Genomic DNA, 17,237 nt, shown 5'->3' with positions numbered 1-17,237 from the left:
ACCATGAAGGCGCATGAGCCGAAGGGCGGGGGGCCCTCCCGTCCGGCCGTGCGCCAGGTCGAGGTTGTCGCCCCCAACTTCAAGCGCCGGCTTTCCGGCGTGACCAGCACCATCGTTCAACTCGTTCCGCTGCAGGCGCAATCGCTCCGCATCGCGACGCTGGGGCCGGGACTGCCGGAGACGCTGCCTCGGCTTGCATGGTGGCAGGCGCCGGGGCTGCTGCGCCGGCCGCAAGGCAAGCCCTTCCGCATATGGCATGCGCGCCGCAACACCGAAATGGTGGCGGGCGTGTTGCTTCGCCATGTGCTGCGGGCGCCCGTGCGGCTTGTCTTCACCTCGGCCGCGCAGCGCCGCCACAAGCCGTTCACGCGCTGGCTGATCCGCCGGATGGACCGGGTCGTGGCGACAAGCACCCGCTCCGGCTCCTATCTCGGGGTACCGCACCGCGTGGTGATGCACGGCATCGACACCGCACGCTTTCACCCGCCGTCCGGCCCGGCAGATCGGTGGCAGGCGACCGGACTTCCGGGGAAATACGGCATCGGCTGCTTCGGGCGGATCCGCCATCAGAAGGGTACGGATCTTTTCGTCGAGGTCATGACGGAACTGCTGCCGCGCTATCCCGAGTGGACGGCGGTGATCCTCGGGCGGGTGACGGCAGAAAACCGTGCCTTTGCCGATGGGCTTCGACGGAAGGTCGAAGAGGCGGCTCTTGGCGAACGCATCCTCTTTCTCGGCGAGGTGCCGGATGTGAAGCCGTGGTACCGGCGGATAAGCCTGTGTGTGGCGCCCTCCCGCAATGAAGGGTTTGGGCTGACGCCGCTGGAGGCCATGGCGTCGTCCACTGCGACCGTCGCGAGCGATGCGGGCGCCTATGCCGAACTGATCGTGCCGGGCGAGACCGGCGCGGTCACGCCGGCGGGCGATGCCGAGGCGCTGGCGCGGGCGGTCGAGCCCTATCTGGCAGACCCGGCGATGGCCGGGCGGCACGGGGCGGCGGGGCTGGCGCATGTGCGCGGCAGCTTCGCGCTCGAAAACGAAGCGACAAGCCTGCGCGAAGTTTATGAAGAACTCTGGGGCGCGCAATGAGGCAGGCTCTCATCATCGCGCGGGACAATGCCTACGGCCTCATGCAGGACACCGCGATCCTCAAGCGCGCGCTGGAGGGCGCGGGTCTTGAAGTCGCCACGGCGACGCCGAAGGAGCGCGGCTTCCTGGACCGCATTTTCGCACGCAAGAAGGCGGACATCGCCTTTCATATGGAGCGTGTCTTTCCGGCCTGGGTCGGCGGCGCTGGAACCAACGTGCTGGTGCCCAACCAGGAGCGTTTTCCGCGCCGGCATCTACGCCGCCTGAAGCTGGTCGACCGGGTGTGGGCCAAGTCGCGGCACGGCGAGGCGATTTTCGCCGCGTTCGGGATTCCCGCCTATTATTGCGGCTTCGCCTCGCCGGACCGCTACCTTCCCGAGGTGGAGAAGGACTGGAACATGTTCTTTCACCTGGCCGGCGGTAGTACGCTCAAAGGCACCGAGGACATTCTGACCCTGTGGCGGAGGCATCCCGAATGGCCGCAACTCGTGCTTGTGCAGAAGGCGGACAATGCGCCGGCGGCCGTACCGCCGAATGTCCGCCTCATTTCCGGCTATATCGATGATGGCGAGCTGAGGCACCTGCAGAATCGCTGCGGCATTCATCTGTGTCCGTCGCGCTCCGAAGGATGGGGCCACTACATCTGGGAGGCGATGTCCTGCGCCGCCGTGACCGTCACCACCGATGCGCCGCCGATGAACGAACATGTGAGCGCGGAAACGGGGGTGCTTGTCGCCTGGGACCGGAAGGAACCAAGGCACTTGGGCACCAACTACCACATAGACATGAACGCACTGCAAAAGTCCCTTGAAGTGACTCTTGCGATGTCGCCGGAGCAGAAAGAGGCGATGGGTACAAGGGCTCGCGAAGCGTTCGTTGCGTCGGAAATGGCGTTTGCCCAGGCGGTTCGAGCAGCGTTTCGATCGGTATGATCGTGGAAAAAAACAGTGTTTTTCATCTAAGCGGCGAGCGAGGCTGGCGCGGGGGCGAGAGTCAACTCGCCCTGCTCGTTCGGCATCTCGACGCGGGATGGAAGGGGCGGATGCTCGTTCCCGACAATTCCGAGCTGTACCTCAGGTTGACCGCGTTGCATGTGGAGCCGATGAGTGGGTTCGGTTTCCAACATCCGCTCGCCGGGTTGCGGTTGCGGAGAATGATCGAGGGGCAGAACGGGCGCGTGCTTCTGCATGCTCATTCAAGCAAAGCGCTTGAGACAGCGCTTCTAGCGCGGTTCGGACAGAAAGTGCCGCTCGTCGTATCCAGGCACAATGCCTTCTCGGTGAAGAGTGGCTGGAAGTACCGCATGGCAGACGCGGTCATCGCGGTATCTCAAGCAGCCCGAGGCGCATTGGCGAGGGCGAAGGTTCCCGTCAGCCGGATCACCGTCATTCCACCGGCTGTCGACCGCGAGCGTTTTGCCAATCCGACAACAGAGCGGTTCGGGATTTCGGATAAAGCCGTCGTCGTGCTTTGCGCCGCAGCGTTCGCTGAGGAGAAGGACCATGAAACACTTCTCAAGGCATGGAAACAGGTTGAGGCGGAGGAGAGAGATGCCCATCTGGTTCTCGCCGGGGACGGACCATTGCGCGCGGCAATGCATCAATTTTGCCGCGAGCTTGGTCTTGAGCGCGTGCTTTTCGTCGGGTGGCGCGACGATCTGCCTGACCTGGTGGCGGGCTGTGACATAGCCGTCCTATCGTCCCGGCTCGAGGGCCTTCCCACCTTTCTGTGCGAGGCGCAATGGGTCGGAAAGCCTGTTGCAGCAACGGATGCCGGCGGCGCCGGCGAGGCGATTGCAAACGGCCACACCGGTTTCTTGTCCGAAGTCGCCGATCCCGTCGCATTGGCGCAAAACCTCTTGCGGCTTACCAAGAACGCCGATCTGCGGAAGAAGTTCGGTCTCGCGGCTGCGGCTCGAGCCCAGCGCCTGTTCGATCCAAATGCCGTCGCCTCAGCGCATCAACGAGTTTATGAGAGCGTTTTGGAAGGCTTCTAAGCGTGTCGTCAGTCGAAAGGAACGACTTCAAAGCGACCGCGGTATACAAGCCGTGGAATGGTTCGGTACCGGAACTTGCGCACAGCCCTGCCAATTTCTCGCACGATGGTTCTGTGAAGTGGTGGCCGCTTTCGCTTCAGTTTCGCCCGCTTGTATTCCGGCACCAGCAGGCTTGGCTCAAACTGAACGTCTTGCCGCTTCATGAAGAACTGCTGAAGCACCGGGGCGGGGATCATCTGGTAGGTGGTGATGCGATCCAACGCGCTGCCGGAGAACATGAGTTCGTCCACAACCATCTGGACCCTTTCGGACTTTTCCAGAAGCACGTTTGCCGCATCACGACTGAGAATATAGCCGCTCGCCCCCATGTGCGCCGTGCGCAGCCTCCTGAGGCTCCGGGAGGGCCGAACTTCGTGCCGCGCCGGATCCAGAACCACAGGAACCAGATTTGTGTCCAACTTCACAATCATCGCATCTGCCGGAAGCCAGCTCATGTCAGCAAGCAGTCTCGGCAGATCGGGGCTTAGATGCGCATCGTCCTCGAAGATGATCGCATTGGGATCCGAGGATTCGACGAGTTTTTTCCATGCGGCGCGGTGGCTGAGAAAGCATCCGATCTCGCCGGGGCTTAGCCCTGATTCCGGATGGGAGCCGAGGTCGATATGCTCTCCGTCAACGGCAGGTATGCGCTCAGCAGGAAGGCCGAACGCATGGAACTGGTCGTTCATGAACTGCCGGCGATCGGGTGAGCGATCCAGGTTTATGTAGTATATCTTTGGTTGCGTCATTGGGATAAACTAGAGCTTTGTTTTGGAAAACTTGTTAGTTTTTATTCGTATTCGCAAAAGTCAGGCATCGGAAGGTCCCGTAGGATTTTCGTCCGATATTGAAAACTCAAAGGTGCCAGAATGTCACCGAGCAGAAGCGACCACGGCACAGTGTATTTGCTGGGGCCGTCTCCATAGTCGACGCCTTGACGCTCCTTCGGATAGCGTGCCGGATGATTGCGCAGGTGCGGCAACAAGATGTCGAGCCTGCTTTCCACTATCGCAAGCCATCGCGATGTGAACTCGGTTCCTGGCTTGAATATAAAGGCGCAATTTCCGATCAGACGACCGTGGAAAAGCTTCAGCTTTCGGTAGAGGAGGTAGTTCCTCAGGTAGGAGGACTTCCTCTCCAGTAGATAGTAGCTTCCTTCAACCCGCGAACGCGCAATCTTTGCCACTCCGTGGCGGAGTTCGGGATACCCTACACCGAGCGCGCTGGATTCTTTCAGTTTCCGAAAGGCTGGTAGCCAGGTTTGGCTCGTCCGCTTGATATCGGAGTAGCCGCCGCCGTGATGGTGCATAAAGTAAGCGCGCAGATAGTCCGACCTGTGAATAGGGCTGAGAAATGGATATGCCGGATGCAACGGGGTAGTGGCCATCCATGGGGCGAGATTGTCGTTGTTTACCACCACGATGTCGCACTGGGTGCTGACAAGCGTCTCCAGGCATCGCCTGCGCGCCTCACTCATTTCGTTCGAACCGGTCCAGAATACGAAAACCCGATTCTCCCATGGTTGAGGTGCGCGCGCCCGTGGTGCCATAGATACAGCTCTCATTAAGGAATGAATGTCGATGTCGTCGGGCCTACTCGATGGCGACCAGTCCTTCATCCTTGACCTGACGGATGGTGAGCGCCGTGCGGACCGTGTCGACATTGGGAGCGGAGGTCAGTTCGTCGATGACGAAGGTCTGGAAGGTGCCGAGATCGGTCGCTACGCAATGCAGCAGGAAGTCCGAATCGCCGGAGACCATCCAGGCGCGGCGGACGATGGGCCATGTGCGGGAGCGCTCGGCGAAGGTGCGCAGCTCCACCTCCGATTGATGATGGAGGCCGACAAGGCAGAAGGCCACTACGTCGAAGCCCAGGGCAGGGCTGTTGAGCAGCGCGCGGTAGCCTTTGATGATGCCGCTTTCCTCCAGCCGCTTGACGCGGCGCAGGCAGGGCGGCGCCGAGATGCCGACGCGCCGCGACAATTCGACATTGGTGATACGGCCGTCCTTCTGAAGTTCGCGGAGGATCTTCCAGTCGATGGCGTCGAGGTCGGCCTTCAGCGGCATCTTTTGCCCCAATTCTGCTCGGTTTGCGCACGAATCTGTCGCATGTGTGAAATAAAACTACAGCAAGGCGCAGCCAAGTCCAAGTGCGCAGGCACGCTATGGCTGTCCTTTCGCGCGCTTTCTTGGTGAAAAGCCGGCCTGCAACCGATGTAGCTGTTGGAAAACCGTTCTTCGCCTTGCACGCAGGGATATGGAATACTTAGATCAGGACCACTTCGCGGGCCGTCCGCATCAACGAAAGGAACACCCATGACCAGCCGCCATGCGCCCGTTCTCATCATCGGCTCGGGGCCGGCCGGCTACACAGCGGCCATCTACGCGGCGCGTGCCATGCTGAAGCCGGTGCTGGTCGCCGGTCTGGAGCAGGGCGGCCAGTTGATGATCACCACCGACGTGGAGAACTATCCGGGCTTTGCCGACCCCGTTCAGGGGCCGTGGCTCATGGAGCAGATGCGCGCGCAGGCGGAGAATGTCGGCACGGACATCGTCAACGACATCATCGTCGACGTCGATATCTCCATGCGGCCTTTCCGGCTGACGGGCGATTCGGGCACGGTCTATACCTGCGACGCGCTGGTGATCGCGACCGGGGCGAAGGCGAGGTGGCTGGGCATTCCCTCGGAACAGACCTTCATGGGGTTCGGCGTTTCGGCCTGTGCCACCTGCGACGGCTTCTTCTACCGCGGCAAGGACGTGGTTGTCGTCGGCGGCGGCAATACGGCGGTGGAAGAGGCGCTGTACCTGGCAAACCTCGCCAGGAAGGTGACGGTTCTCCACCGGCGGAACGAATTCCGGGCCGAGCGCATCCTGCAGGAGCGCCTTCTGGCCAGGGACAATGTCGAGGTCCTGTGGGACATGGTGGTGGACGAGGTCGTCGGCGAGCCGGCCAAGCCGCCGCTGCCGCCTTCCGTCAACGGCATTCGCGCGCGGAACGTGAAGACCGGTGCGGTGAGCGAACTTTCCGTCGACGGCGTGTTTGTGGCGATCGGCCATGCACCGGCGGTCGAGCTATTTGAGGGTAAGCTGAAGCAGAAGCCAAATGGCTATCTTTGGACCGAGCCCAATTCCACGCGCACCGATGTGCCGGGCGTCTTCGCCGCCGGCGACGTTACGGACGACATCTATCGCCAGGCGGTGACTGCGGCAGGACTTGGATGCATGGCCGCCCTCGAGGCGGAGAAATATCTGGCCGGACTGGAGGCGCACCGCGAAGCAGCGGAATAGGCTGGCAAGACCAGAGCCACAATAACGGTTGCACGCCCAAAACATTACGAGGGGAACAAGGCGTTGGACTGGGATAAATTACGTGTGTTCCATGCGGCCGCGGCCGCGGGATCCTTTACGCATGCGGCCGAGACGCTGCATCTTTCGCAATCGGCGATCTCGCGCCAGGTGAGCGCGCTGGAGCAGGAGGTCGGCGTTCCCCTGTTCCATCGCCATGCGCGGGGGCTGGTGCTGACCGAGCAAGGCGAGATCCTCTACAACGCCGCCCACGAAGTCCTGATGAAGCTGGAAAGCGTGAAGGTGCGCCTGTCGGAAACAAAGGACAGGCCGTCAGGCATGCTCAAGGTCTCAACCACGGTAGGCCTCGGCACCGGCTGGCTTACCGAAAGGCTGCCCGAGTTCGGCGATCTTTATCCGGAGATACAGCTTCAGCTCATCCTGGACAACGAAGAGCTGGACCTGACCATGCGCCAGGCCGATTGCGCCATTCGCATGCGCCAGCCGCAGCAGCCGGACCTCATCCAGCGCAAGCTTTTCACCGTGCATTTCCATCTTTATGCCTCGCCCGGCTACGTGAACCGCCACGGCAAGCCGGCTTCCATCGACGATCTCGACCGCCACCGGATCGTGACCTTCGGCGAAGCGGTGCCCGCCCATCTCAGCGATATGAACTGGCTGGAGACGGCCGGCCGGCCGGAAGGCACGAAGCGAGCCGTCGCGCTGCAGATCAACAACATCCTGTCGATCAAGCTCGCCGTGCAGCGAGGTGGCGGAATAGCCATGCTGCCCGACTACGTCGTAGGCAAGGAAAGCGGATTGGTGCAGCTTCTGCCGGAGACGGCGGTGCCATCCTTCGATACCTATTTCTGTTATCCGGAGACGATGAAACACCAGGCCAAACTGCAGGTTTTCCGCGATTTCCTGATCTCCAAGTCACGCGGCTGGACCTTTTGAAGGTACATGTCCTGTTTACCTATGCAAATGTGCATGGGTGGAATGCAAAAGCTGGTGGTTGTTATTTGAGCAACGAATGCTCATATCTTGATCATTCGCGGGGCGCGTTCTCCTCCCATTTGCCCCCGTGAATGTTCCCCTCTGGAGGTTTCGCCTTAACAGGCACTTCCAATTTTTAAAGCCGGATCTTTTGATCCGGCTTTTTTTTCGGAGCTGTGGCGGTGAGTGTCAACCGTCGGCCCTGGCAAGCAGGGCTTGCCGCTGAACTTTTTCTATCGGGCCTGTTCCTCGGATCGAGATGGCGATGCGCGCCAGATGTGCGCCTTGAAAGCGGGCACCCTCCAACTCGTTGGTGCTTGGGCGGCGATCGCCGCCATTCCCGCCGCTTGCAATGGTGGTGGCGCCGTAGGGCGAGCCGCCGGTGATCTCGTCCATTCTGGTCTGGCCCTTGAACGTGTAGGGCAGCCCGACAACGACCATCCCCAGATGCATGAGCGAAGCCTGCATGGAAAGCAGCGTGTGCTCCTGACCTCCGTGCTGGCTGCCGCTGGAGGTGAAAACGCCGCCGACGCGGCCGACAAGGGCGTCCTGCGCCCACAGGCTTCCCAACCGATCCAGAAAAGCTTTCATCGGTGCCGCCATATTTCCGAAGCGAGTGGGCGTGCCGAAGACGATCGCATCATAGTCGGGGAGCTCGTCGATTGTTGCGACCGGAACGTCGCCTTGTCCTTCCGCAGGCGCCTCACGCGCCTCAAACTCCGGGATGCATTTCAGGACGACGCTCGCACCGGTCTCCCGCGCGCCTTCGGTGACGGCGCGAGCCATTTCAGCGATGTGGCCGTAGGCGGAATAGTAGAGCACGAGTATGCGGGTCATGAGGCGGCTCCTGTACTGGGCGTTGGTTTCTGGGTTGCCGGCAGGGGCAGTTCCTGCCGGTGGACGGGCGTGGAGGATACGGCGGGGCGCTGGGCGGCCTGGGCCAGCCAGACGGAGGCCAGAACGACGGCTATGCCGGCCAGCTGAGGCGGGGTCAGGTGCTGGCCGAGGATCGCCCAGCCGAGGATGACGGCGGTGAGAGGACTCAGGAAGCCGAGCGGGGCCACCGCGGAAGGCTCCAGCCTGGATATGCCGCGGAACCAGAGGAAATAGGTGAGCGCGGCGCCGATGAGGCCGAGATAGGCGAAGCCGGCAATGTTGGCGCCCGTAAGGGCGGGCAGGGGCGGTTCGAGAAAGAGCGCGGGGGGCAGGAGCAGGATGCCGCCGGCGGTCAATTGCCACGAGGCGAAGGTGAGCGACGAAACAGGAGGCTGCCAGCGCCGGCTCAACACCGTGCCTACGGCCATCGCCAGCGCGCCGAAGAGGCCGGCGAGGATGCCCACGGGGTCAAGTGCCGCCTGCGGGGTGAGAATGAGCAGGGCCACGCCTGCCATGCCGGCGACGGCGGCGACGACGGCGAGGAAACGTATCGGCGCGCCGATGAGCAGCCGGGCGAGGAAAATGACCACCAGAGGCTGGATCGCACCGACTGTAGCGGCCACCCCGCCCGGCAGGCGGTAGGCGGTGACGAACAGCATCCACCAGAAGATCGTGAAGTTGAGCCCACCGAGCACAAAGGCGCGCGCCCACCATACGCCTTGCGGGAGCTGCCGCATGACGGCGAGCAGCAGCAGGCCCGCGGGCAGGGCGCGCAGCATGGCGACCGTCAGCGGATAGCCATCGGGCAGGAACTCCGTCGTCACCAGATAGGTGCTGCCCCAGATGGCGGGGGCGATAGCGGTCAGGAGAAGGTCTGTGTGCCTGGACATGCGTCACCTCGAAATTATCTTGACCTCAAGATAATGCCATTTGTCTTGACGTCAAGATAATATTTGGGGATGATGCGACATGGATCATGTCGACGGCATTCTGAAACAATGGAACAGGGAGCGGCCGGACCTCGACGTCGCTCCCATGGGCCTCATCGGCCGCATCAGCCGTATCTATGGCCATCTCATGCGGGAGATGAGCGAAACCTTTGCCAAGCATGGGCTGAACCGGGCCAGTTTCGACGTTCTCGCCACCTTGCGGCGTTCGGGGCCGCCCTACGCGCTCAGCCCCGGCGATCTGCTGGCGGCCACGATGGTGACCTCCGGCACCATGACCAATCGCATAGACCAGCTTGAAAAGGCGGGCCTGGTGGCCCGCGCGCATAATCCCGAAGATCGGCGCAGCATGAGGATTTCGCTGACGCAGAAGGGGCGGGAGGTGATCGACGCCGCCGTGACCGACCACGTGGCCACCCAGGCGCGGCTGACGGCGATGCTGTCGGAAGAAGAGCGCAAGGCGCTGGACGAAATGCTGGGGCGCTATCTGTCGCGGATCGAAGGGGAGGGCTAGCTGCCGTCTGATAACCAAGCGGCTGTCATGCCACCGGCAACGGGGGCGACGGCCAGTCCAAGCAAGCCCGAAGCGCCTTTCGCGTGGGCTATGAGGACGCGGCGCAGAATAAAAAGTCCTGTTGCCGGTAAGGCAACAGAGAGGACACCGGGCCCTGCGAATGCAAAACTCCATGCCGCCGCTATGGCGGAGGCTGCTAGAAGAATCAGCGAATACGGCAGGTGCGATTGCCTGCTTTCTAGACCGATAAATCCTCTGGGAGAAAACAATGTCAATAGGCCGCCCGTAGCAAGGATTGTGACGAAGACGCCATTATAGGAATTCGTTTCCAGAAACCGCCCGACCTCGTGCATGCCGAGTGAGTGGATTCCCACGATCACCGGTGTCACAAGTAGCAGATGAATGTTGATTCCTAGAAATAGCGGGTTGGAGCGCGTTTGCGAGACCTGGTGCAAGAAAAGCACCATGGCCGACAACAGAGCTGCTATCCATCCGGCTGCTTCCAGGCCGACGCCGCCTCGCCAGAGGGCGATAAACACAATCGACGGCAGAGCCTCCGCCAAATCCTTCACCCAGGTCACACGCTTAAAGACATGCACAGCTGCGACTCCCGACACGATATCCAGTCTAAGAGGCACAGCTACCAGCGGCAATATTGCGTTGCAATGATCGGAAGGCGCGCCGCCTCTTCTTACATAAATAGGCTTTCGCCTTCCAGGCCTTCATAGAGCGCAGCGACCTCGTCTCCGTAGCCGTTGTAGATCACCGTCGGCACATCTTCATTGGTACCCAGCACGCGCTCGGTGGCCTGGCTCCAGCGTGGATGGGGCACTTCGGGGTTCACGTTTGCCCAGAAGCCGTATTCGTTTGGCGCGATCTGTTCCCAGAAGCTTTTGGGGCGTTGGTCGGTGAAGGAGATCCTGGTGATCGACTTGATGGATTTGAAGCCGTATTTCCAGGGGAGAGCCAGGCGCAGCGGGGCGCCGAACTGGTTTGCGAGCGGCTTGCCGTAGACGCCGGTGACCATGAAGGCAAGGTCGTTGCGGGCCTCGGCCATGGTGAGGCCTTCGACATAAGGCCAGGGATACCAGACCTGCTTCTGCCCGCTGGCCATGGCGGGATCGTTGAAGGTCTCGAAGCGCACGTAGCGCGCCGTGGAGAGCGGTCTGGCATGGTCCACCAGGGCGCCCAGCGGAAAGCCGGTCCATGGCACCGTCATGGACCAAGCCTCGACGCAGCGGTGGCGGTAGAGCCGTTCCTCCAGCGGAAATCGTTTCTCGAGGTCATCGAAGGCGATGGTCATGGGCTCTTCGACCATGCCGTCTATCTCAATATCCCACGGGTCGGTCACCAGCGCTTCGGCCGCCCTGTGTATCTGCTTATGGGAACCGAACTCGTAGAAATTGTTGTAGCGGGAACTGATGTCTTCCGGAGTCAGGTCGCGCTCGATCTTGTAGGCGTCGTTGCGGCTGGCTGGATAGAGCCCGCCATCCTGCCCGCGGGCGGGCCTTGTGGCGGCCGCGGTGGCGAGCGCGAGGCCTGCCAAGCCCATGCCTTGCAAGATGCTCCTGCGGTTCAGGAAAACATCCTCGGGCGTGGCTTGCGCCTCGGCGATGGCCCAGCGAGGCCGACGGTGATAGACTGGCATAAGAGCCTCCATGGGACTTCTCGCCGAAAGTAGCGTGTGGGGACGATAGCGCCAATCACAAGCGATCAACTTTGCGCGTTCTGCCGGTTTTACGGCTTGCCTCAGGCTGCTTTCCCCTTGCCGTTCATCGCTTCCTCGGCCTGACGGCCCGTCAGTTCCGCCATGTGATCGAAACGCGCCTCGTAGCTCGCCACGCCAGCGGTGGCCGAGCGCAGCTCGATAATGAGGTTGGCCGTCTCGGCTTGCGGCATCATAGCCTGGACCATGTCCCAGCTGTTCCAGCCGGCGCGGGTGTCGAAGCCGAGGATCTGGCCGCGCCTCTGCGACAGGATTGCCGTCACCCGGGCCGTGGCCTCGGACGGGGTAGCCACCTCGACCTTCAAAATGGGTTCGAGCAGCACCGGTTGGCATTGGGGAAGCCCCTCCTTCATGGCAAGCCGGGCGGCCAGTTGGAAGGCCATGTCGGACGAATCGACAGAATGGTAGGAGCCGTCCGCCAGATTGACGGCGATATCGACGACCGGAAAACCGAGCGGACCCTGCTTGAGCGCTTCGCGCACGCCGGCCTCGACGGAGGGTATGTACTGCTTCGGCACCACGCCGCCGGTGATCGTCTCGGTGAACTCGAAGCCCGTCCCGCGCGGCAGCGGCTTTATGTCGAGGACGACGTCGCCATATTGCCCGTGCCCGCCGGACTGCTTCTTATGGCGGCCGCGCTGGGTCACGGATTTGCGGATGGTTTCGCGGTAGGGGATGCTCGGCGTGTCCGTGTCAACGGCGATCTGAAACTTGCCTTCCAGCCGCTCGCGCGCCACCCGCAGGTGCATTTCGCCCTGGCCGCCCAGGATGGTCTCGCCGCTCTCCTGATTCTGGTCGACGACCAGGGAGGGATCCTCCTCCGTCAATTTCTGCAGCGCGGCCGACAGCTTGACCTCGTCCTTGCGGTCGCGCGGGCGGAGCGATACCGCGTGGACGGGCTGCGGCACAGCGATCAAGGTGAGCGTCGGCGCGGCGGTTTTCGTCGCAGTCAGCGTGGCGCCGGTGCGGGCCTCATCGAGTTTGCCGAGGGCGACCGTATCGCCTTCACCGGCCCTGGGCGTCTTCTTCTGCTCTCTGCCCATGAGCGTGTAGAGGCCCGACACCTTGCCGGCGCCCGGAAGTTCCGTACCGTCGGCGATCGCGCCGGACAGGACGCGAGCGACCGAGATCTTGCCGCCATGGCCGGTGTGCAGCGTTTTCATAACCTGCAGCACCGTTTCCCCTCCGGCAGGAAGGCCAAGCCGCTTGCGCGTCTCGGTCACGTCGGGCACGTCGTGGCGGATCGCCTTGAGCAGACGCAGGACCCCATTGCCCTTCTCCGCCGCGCCGATCAGCACGGGCGTTACGGAGCCGGCACGCAGGTCGGCCGCCAGATCGTCGAAAATCGCGTCGCGGGGAGGCTCGATCTCTTCAAGGAGTTGTTCCATGAGCTGATCGTCATGATCGGCCAAAGTCTCCAGCATGGAGAAGCGGGCTTCGACCTCGCGCGCCCTGTCGTCGTCCGGGATGGGCTGGATTTCGCTCGGCGCATGCTCCCGATAGATATAGGCCCGCTCCATCGCCAGGTCGATCGAGCCTATGACGATGCCGTTCTTGCGCAGCGGTATCTGGCGCAGAAGCAGCGGCACGGAGCTGACGGTCTGCAACTCCTTCAGCGTCTCGCGCACGCCGGCGCTGCTCTTATCCATCTTGTTGAGGAAAAGCATGCGCGGAATGCCCAACTGGTCGAGCCGCTGCAGGATGACCTGAAGCGCGGGCAACTTCTTGTCAGCGGCGTCGACCACCACGACCGCCGCATCGGCCGCCGTCAGAACCGGTTCGGCATCGAAGCCGAACTCGACGGAGCCCGGACAATCGACGAGCGTCAGGCTTTCGTCAAGGAAGTCGAATGTCGCAAAACACGCCTCGACACTCATCCCATGCGCCCGTGCCTCGGGCGATGGGTCGCCTATCTGGTGCGCGCCGGGCGCGTGCTTTTCTATCGCTCCGGCACGAGCCAGGGTGGCTTCGAAAAGCGTGGTTTTTCCACTCGCGAAAGGGCCAAGAATGGCAACGCATTTCGGCCCCGTCTGTCTTCCTCCCGCGCGTTCTCCCATGAAACCGACCTCCTGTCACACACCCGCACTGGGGCGGCGGCCGGCATGGACTTTCCCGCGATCAGGAGCGGACGATAGCGGACCTTGACCGCCTCGCAGGCAACCGTCCCTCGCCATTGCGCAAGGCCGCGCGAGGGACCTGCCCCTCGATCGGTCCTGCTTTCCGGGCTGGATGGTTCCTTTGCAACTCTCGCATGCTCCTCTTCGGGGACAGGCTGCTGCGGCCGTCGCGCCAGCGGGTATCGTTTCCCGATACTCCCCTGAAAAACATCGTCACACGAGAGGCCGAAGAGAGCAAGGGGCCGGCGGGCAGACGCCTTAGCTCAAGCGATCACAATCGAAGCGTCCAGGTCTGCCCGACAAGGTCCTTACCGAAGGAGTGGTGCTTTTCCTCCTTCACAAGCGCGAATCCGACGCTCTGGTAGAGGTGGCGCGCCGAGACCAGTACGTCATTGGTCCATAGCGTGAGTTCCTCATAGCCTTTTGCCCGTGCGAAGCCGATGCATTCCCCGACCAGGCGGCGGCCGATGCCCAGACCTCGTGCTGCAGGTTCCACATAGAGCAGCCGGAGCTTGGCCACCGCCGCCGTGTCCCGTACAACGAACACGGAGCCCGCGACCTCCCCATTGCGCTCGGCGACCCACGCCACCTCATGCCGTGGGTCGAAGTTTTCCACGAACTCGCTCAGGATTCGTGCCGCCAGCGCCTCGTAGTCTTCGTTCCAGCCATATTCCTGGTGGTAGAGGATGGCTTGGCGATGGGTGATCCAGCCCAAGTCGCCGACCCGCAAGGGGCGAAGGATGTAGGACACCTGGCGGTCCGCCGCCGGTTCCAGCATGCGCCGGATCGTTTCCATGGCGGAGACCAGTTTCTCACGCTCGTGCGGAAGCAGGGGAGCGAGCAGGTCAGCCATCTGTTCCCGGGAAGCGCGATCGAGCGGTGCAAAAGCCCGGTGGCCTTCGCCGGTCAATGTCAACAGGAATTGCCTGCCGTCATCAGCCGAGGCGCGACGTTCGAGCAAGCCTTGCTTGGCAAACTTTTTCAGTATCCGGCTCAGATACCCGGCGTCGAGCCCAAGGTCGCCTCCGAGTTCCGTGGCGGTAAGGCACTGCCGATGCGCCAGCTCGTAAAGAATACGCATCTCAGTAAGCGAAAATCCGCCTTTGAGCACGCTTTCGCCAAGAAGGCCGACCTGGCGGGTGTAGAAGCGGTTGAACGCGCGGACGGCGGCGATCTGTTCATCGCCGGGCGGCTGGATGTGTTCCATGGCGGTACCTCTGCTTGCCAGTGTCAAACATGTAATTGACTTGGTCAAGCATTTGGAGCCGCCCGCGAGAGGATGCCATCCCGGGGTTCCGTTCCCGGGACGGCCGCGGGGAGTTCTGCCTACCGCAGCCCGGCCGTAAAGCGCTGGATGCGGTTGCAGGCTTCTTCGAGGAGCGCTTCCGACGTTGCGTAGGAGATGCGGAAGTTGGGGCCGAGGCCGAACGCCGAGCCCTGGACCACGGCGACGCCTTCCGCCTCCAGGAGTTCGGTCACGAAGTCCGCGTCGTTCTCGATCACCTTGCCGGAGGGCGCCTTCCTGCCGATGGTTCCCTTGCAGGAGGGGTAGACATAGAACGCGCCTTCGGGAACCGGACAGTCGATGCCGCTCGCCTGGTTGAGCATCGAGACGACGAGATCGCGCCGGCCCTGGAATACCGCTTTGTTGGTGGCGATGAAATCCTGCGGGCCGTTGAGCGCCTCGACTGCCGCCCATTGAGCGATGGAGCAGGCGCCGGAGGTCTGCTGACCCTGGATCATATCCATGGCCTTGATGAGTTCGATGGGGCCTGCCGCGTAGCCGATGCGCCAGCCGGTCATGGCGTAGGCCTTGGAGACGCCGTTCATGGTCAGCGTCCGCTCATAAAGCCGGGGCTCGACTTCCGCGATGGTGCGGAAGGCGAAGTCGCCATAGGTCAGGTGCTCATACATGTCGTCAGTCAGCACCCACACATGCGGGTGCTTGAGAAGCACGTCGGCGAGCGCCCGCAGCTCGGCCTGCGTATAGGCCGCGCCGGAAGGGTTGGAGGGCGAGTTCATCATCAGCCATTTGGTCTTCGGAGTGATCGCCTTTTCAAGTGCATCGGCGGTCAGCCTGAAGCCGTTCTCGATCGAGGTTTCCGCGAAGACCGAAGTGCCGCCGCAAATCGCGACCATCTCGGGATAGCTCACCCAGTAGGGCGCGGGGATGATCACCTCGTCTCCGGCGTTCAACGTTGCCATGAAGGCGTTGAACAGGATCTGCTTGCCGCCGGTGCCGACGATGGTCTGCTTCCAGTCGTAGTCGAGATTGTTCTCGCGCTTGAACTTGGCGGCGATCGCCTCGCGTAGCGGCTGGATGCCGGAGACCGGAGTATATTTGGTCTCGCCGCGGTTGATCGCGTCGATTGCCGCCTTCTTGATGTTGTCCGGGGTGTCGAAATCCGGTTCGCCGGCGCCAAGCCCGATGACATCGCGGCCCTGCGCTTTCAGGTCGCGCGCTTTCTGCGCGACGGCAATCGTGGCGGAAGGCTTCACGCGTGAAAGGGCATCGGCAAGGAAAGCCATGGCAGGGGTAACTCCTGATAGGATTTTCGTTTGTCGGGAACCGACCGTCGATCCGACGCCTGTTAATGTCCGATCGCGGGCGGAATCGCAAGACCGGGCAAGGGGTCGTGCTGCTGAACATATAAATCCAATGGCCTCCGATTAACGCCGGATAAAGCGTTGGATGCAAGACTGCGGCTTCAAAGGAACGCTTGCAGGTTTGTATTGTGTCACGCGGCGTAGGACTGGCCCAGATTACGCGGCATGAGGATGGCGCCGCCATTGGCGTGTGGGGCGTCCATACGCTGAAAAGCGCCTTTCAGCCGATTTTCGCCTTTCAGGAAGGGCGACTAGTGGCCACGGCCTATGAAGGCCTCCTGCGCCCTTTTCGCGACGGTGCGCCGGTCGGCGCTGCGGCCTTCTTCTCCGCCGTGCCGGAGGCTGACCGCGGGCATGTCGAAACGCTCGCGCGGGCCCTTCACTTCCTCAATGCGCGGTGCCTTGATGAGACCGCGCTCCTGTTCATCAATTTCGACCCCAGCCATTTCGACGGGGCGGGAGCGGTCGACGGCGCCCTCAAGGATATCCGGCTCGTGCTCAACGAAGCGGACATCCAGCCGTCTCGGATTATGTGCGAGATCACCGAGCAGAAGCTCCACACCGAAAGCGAACTCCTGCGCTTCGTCTGCCACTTGCGGGAATTCGGCTATCAGGTCGCCGTGGATGACTATGGCGCAGAGGATTCCGACATGCGCCGCATCCTGGAACTGAAGCCGGACGTGGTGAAGTTCGACGGGCTCTGGGTCAATCATCTGATGGCGACGGAGCCTGGCCGGGACCTCCTGTTCGAGATGGTCCGCCGGTTTCGGGGAATGGGCATCCGGACCGTCTTCGAGGGCATGGAAGAGAGCTGGCAGCTCGACCTTGCCGAAGCGGCCGGCGTCAACATGGTGCAGGGCTTTGTCCTTGCTCGTCCGGAACTGGCGCCGGCGCGGTTCGAGCTGTTCCGCCGCGACGGCCCGAACCGGCCTGCCACGGCGGCCTGCACTTCCCCAGAAGCTGGTGAATTTCCGCTTGAGGCGCGGGCCGTGCGGCCACGTCAGAAGCAGCAAAGATACCCATTTGGAAAGCGGATGAATTGA

General features: G+C 62.3%; 17 protein-coding genes. 7 read left to right on the top strand and 10 right to left on the bottom strand.

The features are described from left to right. The first annotated feature begins 3 nt into the window (after positions 1-3). From NTH_RS03645 to NTH_RS03635, 3 genes are read left to right on the top strand one after another with little or no spacing between them, the layout of a single operon-like run. Entirely contained in the window at positions 4-1,089 is a 1,086-nt protein-coding gene (locus NTH_RS03645; protein ID WP_338528731.1) for a glycosyltransferase family 4 protein, read from the top strand. Beyond that, positions 1,086-2,021, top strand: a complete 936-nt coding sequence (locus NTH_RS03640; RefSeq protein ID WP_338528730.1) for a glycosyltransferase — start codon at positions 1,086-1,088, stop codon at positions 2,019-2,021. Before NTH_RS03645 ends, NTH_RS03640 begins: the two co-directional genes overlap by 4 nt. Continuing rightward, positions 2,018-3,085 (top strand): glycosyltransferase family 4 protein, encoded by a 1,068-nt coding sequence (locus tag NTH_RS03635; protein ID WP_338528729.1) that lies wholly within the window; start codon positions 2,018-2,020, stop codon positions 3,083-3,085. Before NTH_RS03640 ends, NTH_RS03635 begins: the two co-directional genes overlap by 4 nt. Positions 3,086-3,093: 8 nt before the next feature. Here the strand turns inward: NTH_RS03635 and NTH_RS03630 are convergent, their stop codons facing one another. The 3 genes from NTH_RS03630 to NTH_RS03620 all read right to left on the bottom strand — a co-directional run bounded on the left by NTH_RS03630 (position 3,094) and on the right by NTH_RS03620 (position 5,190). After that, on the bottom strand, positions 3,094-3,873 hold the full coding sequence (locus NTH_RS03630) for a glycosyltransferase family 25 protein (protein ID WP_338528728.1): 780 nt from the start codon (positions 3,871-3,873) through the stop codon (positions 3,094-3,096). A 41-nt stretch (positions 3,874-3,914) separates the two neighbouring features. Then, complete coding sequence (locus NTH_RS03625; RefSeq protein ID WP_338528727.1) at positions 3,915-4,601, bottom strand: hypothetical protein; 687 nt, start codon at positions 4,599-4,601, stop codon at positions 3,915-3,917. A 115-nt stretch (positions 4,602-4,716) separates the two neighbouring features. After that, positions 4,717-5,190, bottom strand: a complete 474-nt coding sequence (locus NTH_RS03620) for an Lrp/AsnC family transcriptional regulator (protein ID WP_338528726.1) — start codon at positions 5,188-5,190, stop codon at positions 4,717-4,719. 249 nt (positions 5,191-5,439) lie between these two features. Between NTH_RS03620 and trxB the strand changes: the two genes are divergently transcribed. Together trxB and NTH_RS03610 are read left to right on the top strand one after the other, a co-directional pair. Further along, positions 5,440-6,414: a thioredoxin-disulfide reductase gene (gene trxB, locus NTH_RS03615; protein ID WP_338528725.1), complete on the top strand. Its 975-nt coding sequence runs from the start codon at positions 5,440-5,442 to the stop codon at positions 6,412-6,414. Positions 6,415-6,477: 63 nt separating this feature from the next. Further along, on the top strand, positions 6,478-7,368 hold the full coding sequence (locus NTH_RS03610) for a LysR family transcriptional regulator (protein WP_338528724.1): 891 nt from the start codon (positions 6,478-6,480) through the stop codon (positions 7,366-7,368). Between the two features lie 228 nt (positions 7,369-7,596). On the opposite strand, the gene wrbA is transcribed toward NTH_RS03610, so the two are convergent. Both wrbA and NTH_RS03600 read right to left on the bottom strand, forming a co-directional pair. After that, on the bottom strand, positions 7,597-8,244 hold the full coding sequence (gene wrbA / locus NTH_RS03605) for an NAD(P)H:quinone oxidoreductase (protein ID WP_338528723.1): 648 nt from the start codon (positions 8,242-8,244) through the stop codon (positions 7,597-7,599). Next, positions 8,241-9,173, bottom strand: a complete 933-nt coding sequence (locus NTH_RS03600; protein WP_338528722.1) for an EamA family transporter — start codon at positions 9,171-9,173, stop codon at positions 8,241-8,243. Before NTH_RS03600 ends, wrbA begins: the two co-directional genes overlap by 4 nt. Positions 9,174-9,252: 79 nt before the next feature. On the opposite strand from NTH_RS03600, the gene NTH_RS03595 reads away from it, so the two are divergent. After that, on the top strand, positions 9,253-9,744 hold the full coding sequence (locus NTH_RS03595; RefSeq protein WP_338528721.1) for a MarR family winged helix-turn-helix transcriptional regulator: 492 nt from the start codon (positions 9,253-9,255) through the stop codon (positions 9,742-9,744). On the opposite strand, the gene NTH_RS03590 is transcribed toward NTH_RS03595, so the two are convergent. The 5 genes from NTH_RS03590 to NTH_RS03570 form a co-directional block, all read right to left on the bottom strand. Then, positions 9,741-10,343 (bottom strand): hypothetical protein, encoded by a 603-nt coding sequence (locus NTH_RS03590; RefSeq protein WP_338528720.1) that lies wholly within the window; start codon positions 10,341-10,343, stop codon positions 9,741-9,743. The genes NTH_RS03595 and NTH_RS03590 overlap by 4 nt on opposite strands. A gap of 92 nt (positions 10,344-10,435) precedes the next feature. Then, entirely contained in the window at positions 10,436-11,392 is a 957-nt protein-coding gene (gene msrP, locus NTH_RS03585) for a protein-methionine-sulfoxide reductase catalytic subunit MsrP (protein ID WP_338528719.1), read from the bottom strand. A 101-nt stretch (positions 11,393-11,493) separates the two neighbouring features. Further along, positions 11,494-13,527 carry an elongation factor G gene (locus NTH_RS03580; RefSeq protein WP_338528718.1) on the bottom strand — a complete coding sequence of 678 codons (2,034 nt, stop codon included), beginning with the start codon at positions 13,525-13,527 and terminating at the stop codon, positions 11,494-11,496. A 331-nt stretch (positions 13,528-13,858) separates the two neighbouring features. Beyond that, positions 13,859-14,794, bottom strand: a complete 936-nt coding sequence (locus tag NTH_RS03575) for a bifunctional helix-turn-helix transcriptional regulator/GNAT family N-acetyltransferase (RefSeq protein WP_338528717.1) — start codon at positions 14,792-14,794, stop codon at positions 13,859-13,861. Between the two features lie 119 nt (positions 14,795-14,913). Further along, positions 14,914-16,116 (bottom strand): pyridoxal phosphate-dependent aminotransferase, encoded by a 1,203-nt coding sequence (locus tag NTH_RS03570; protein WP_338528716.1) that lies wholly within the window; start codon positions 16,114-16,116, stop codon positions 14,914-14,916. 206 nt (positions 16,117-16,322) lie between these two features. On the opposite strand from NTH_RS03570, the gene NTH_RS03565 reads away from it, so the two are divergent. Further along, the gene (locus tag NTH_RS03565; RefSeq protein WP_338528715.1) at positions 16,323-17,237 is read left to right on the top strand and encodes an EAL domain-containing protein; all 915 of its coding nucleotides are present in this window, start codon (positions 16,323-16,325) and stop codon (positions 17,235-17,237) included.

This window comes from Nitratireductor thuwali (assembly GCF_036621415.1).
Classification (GTDB): domain Bacteria; phylum Pseudomonadota; class Alphaproteobacteria; order Rhizobiales; family Rhizobiaceae; genus Chelativorans; species Chelativorans thuwali.
This window is presented reverse-complemented; position numbering and strand designations above follow the sequence as displayed.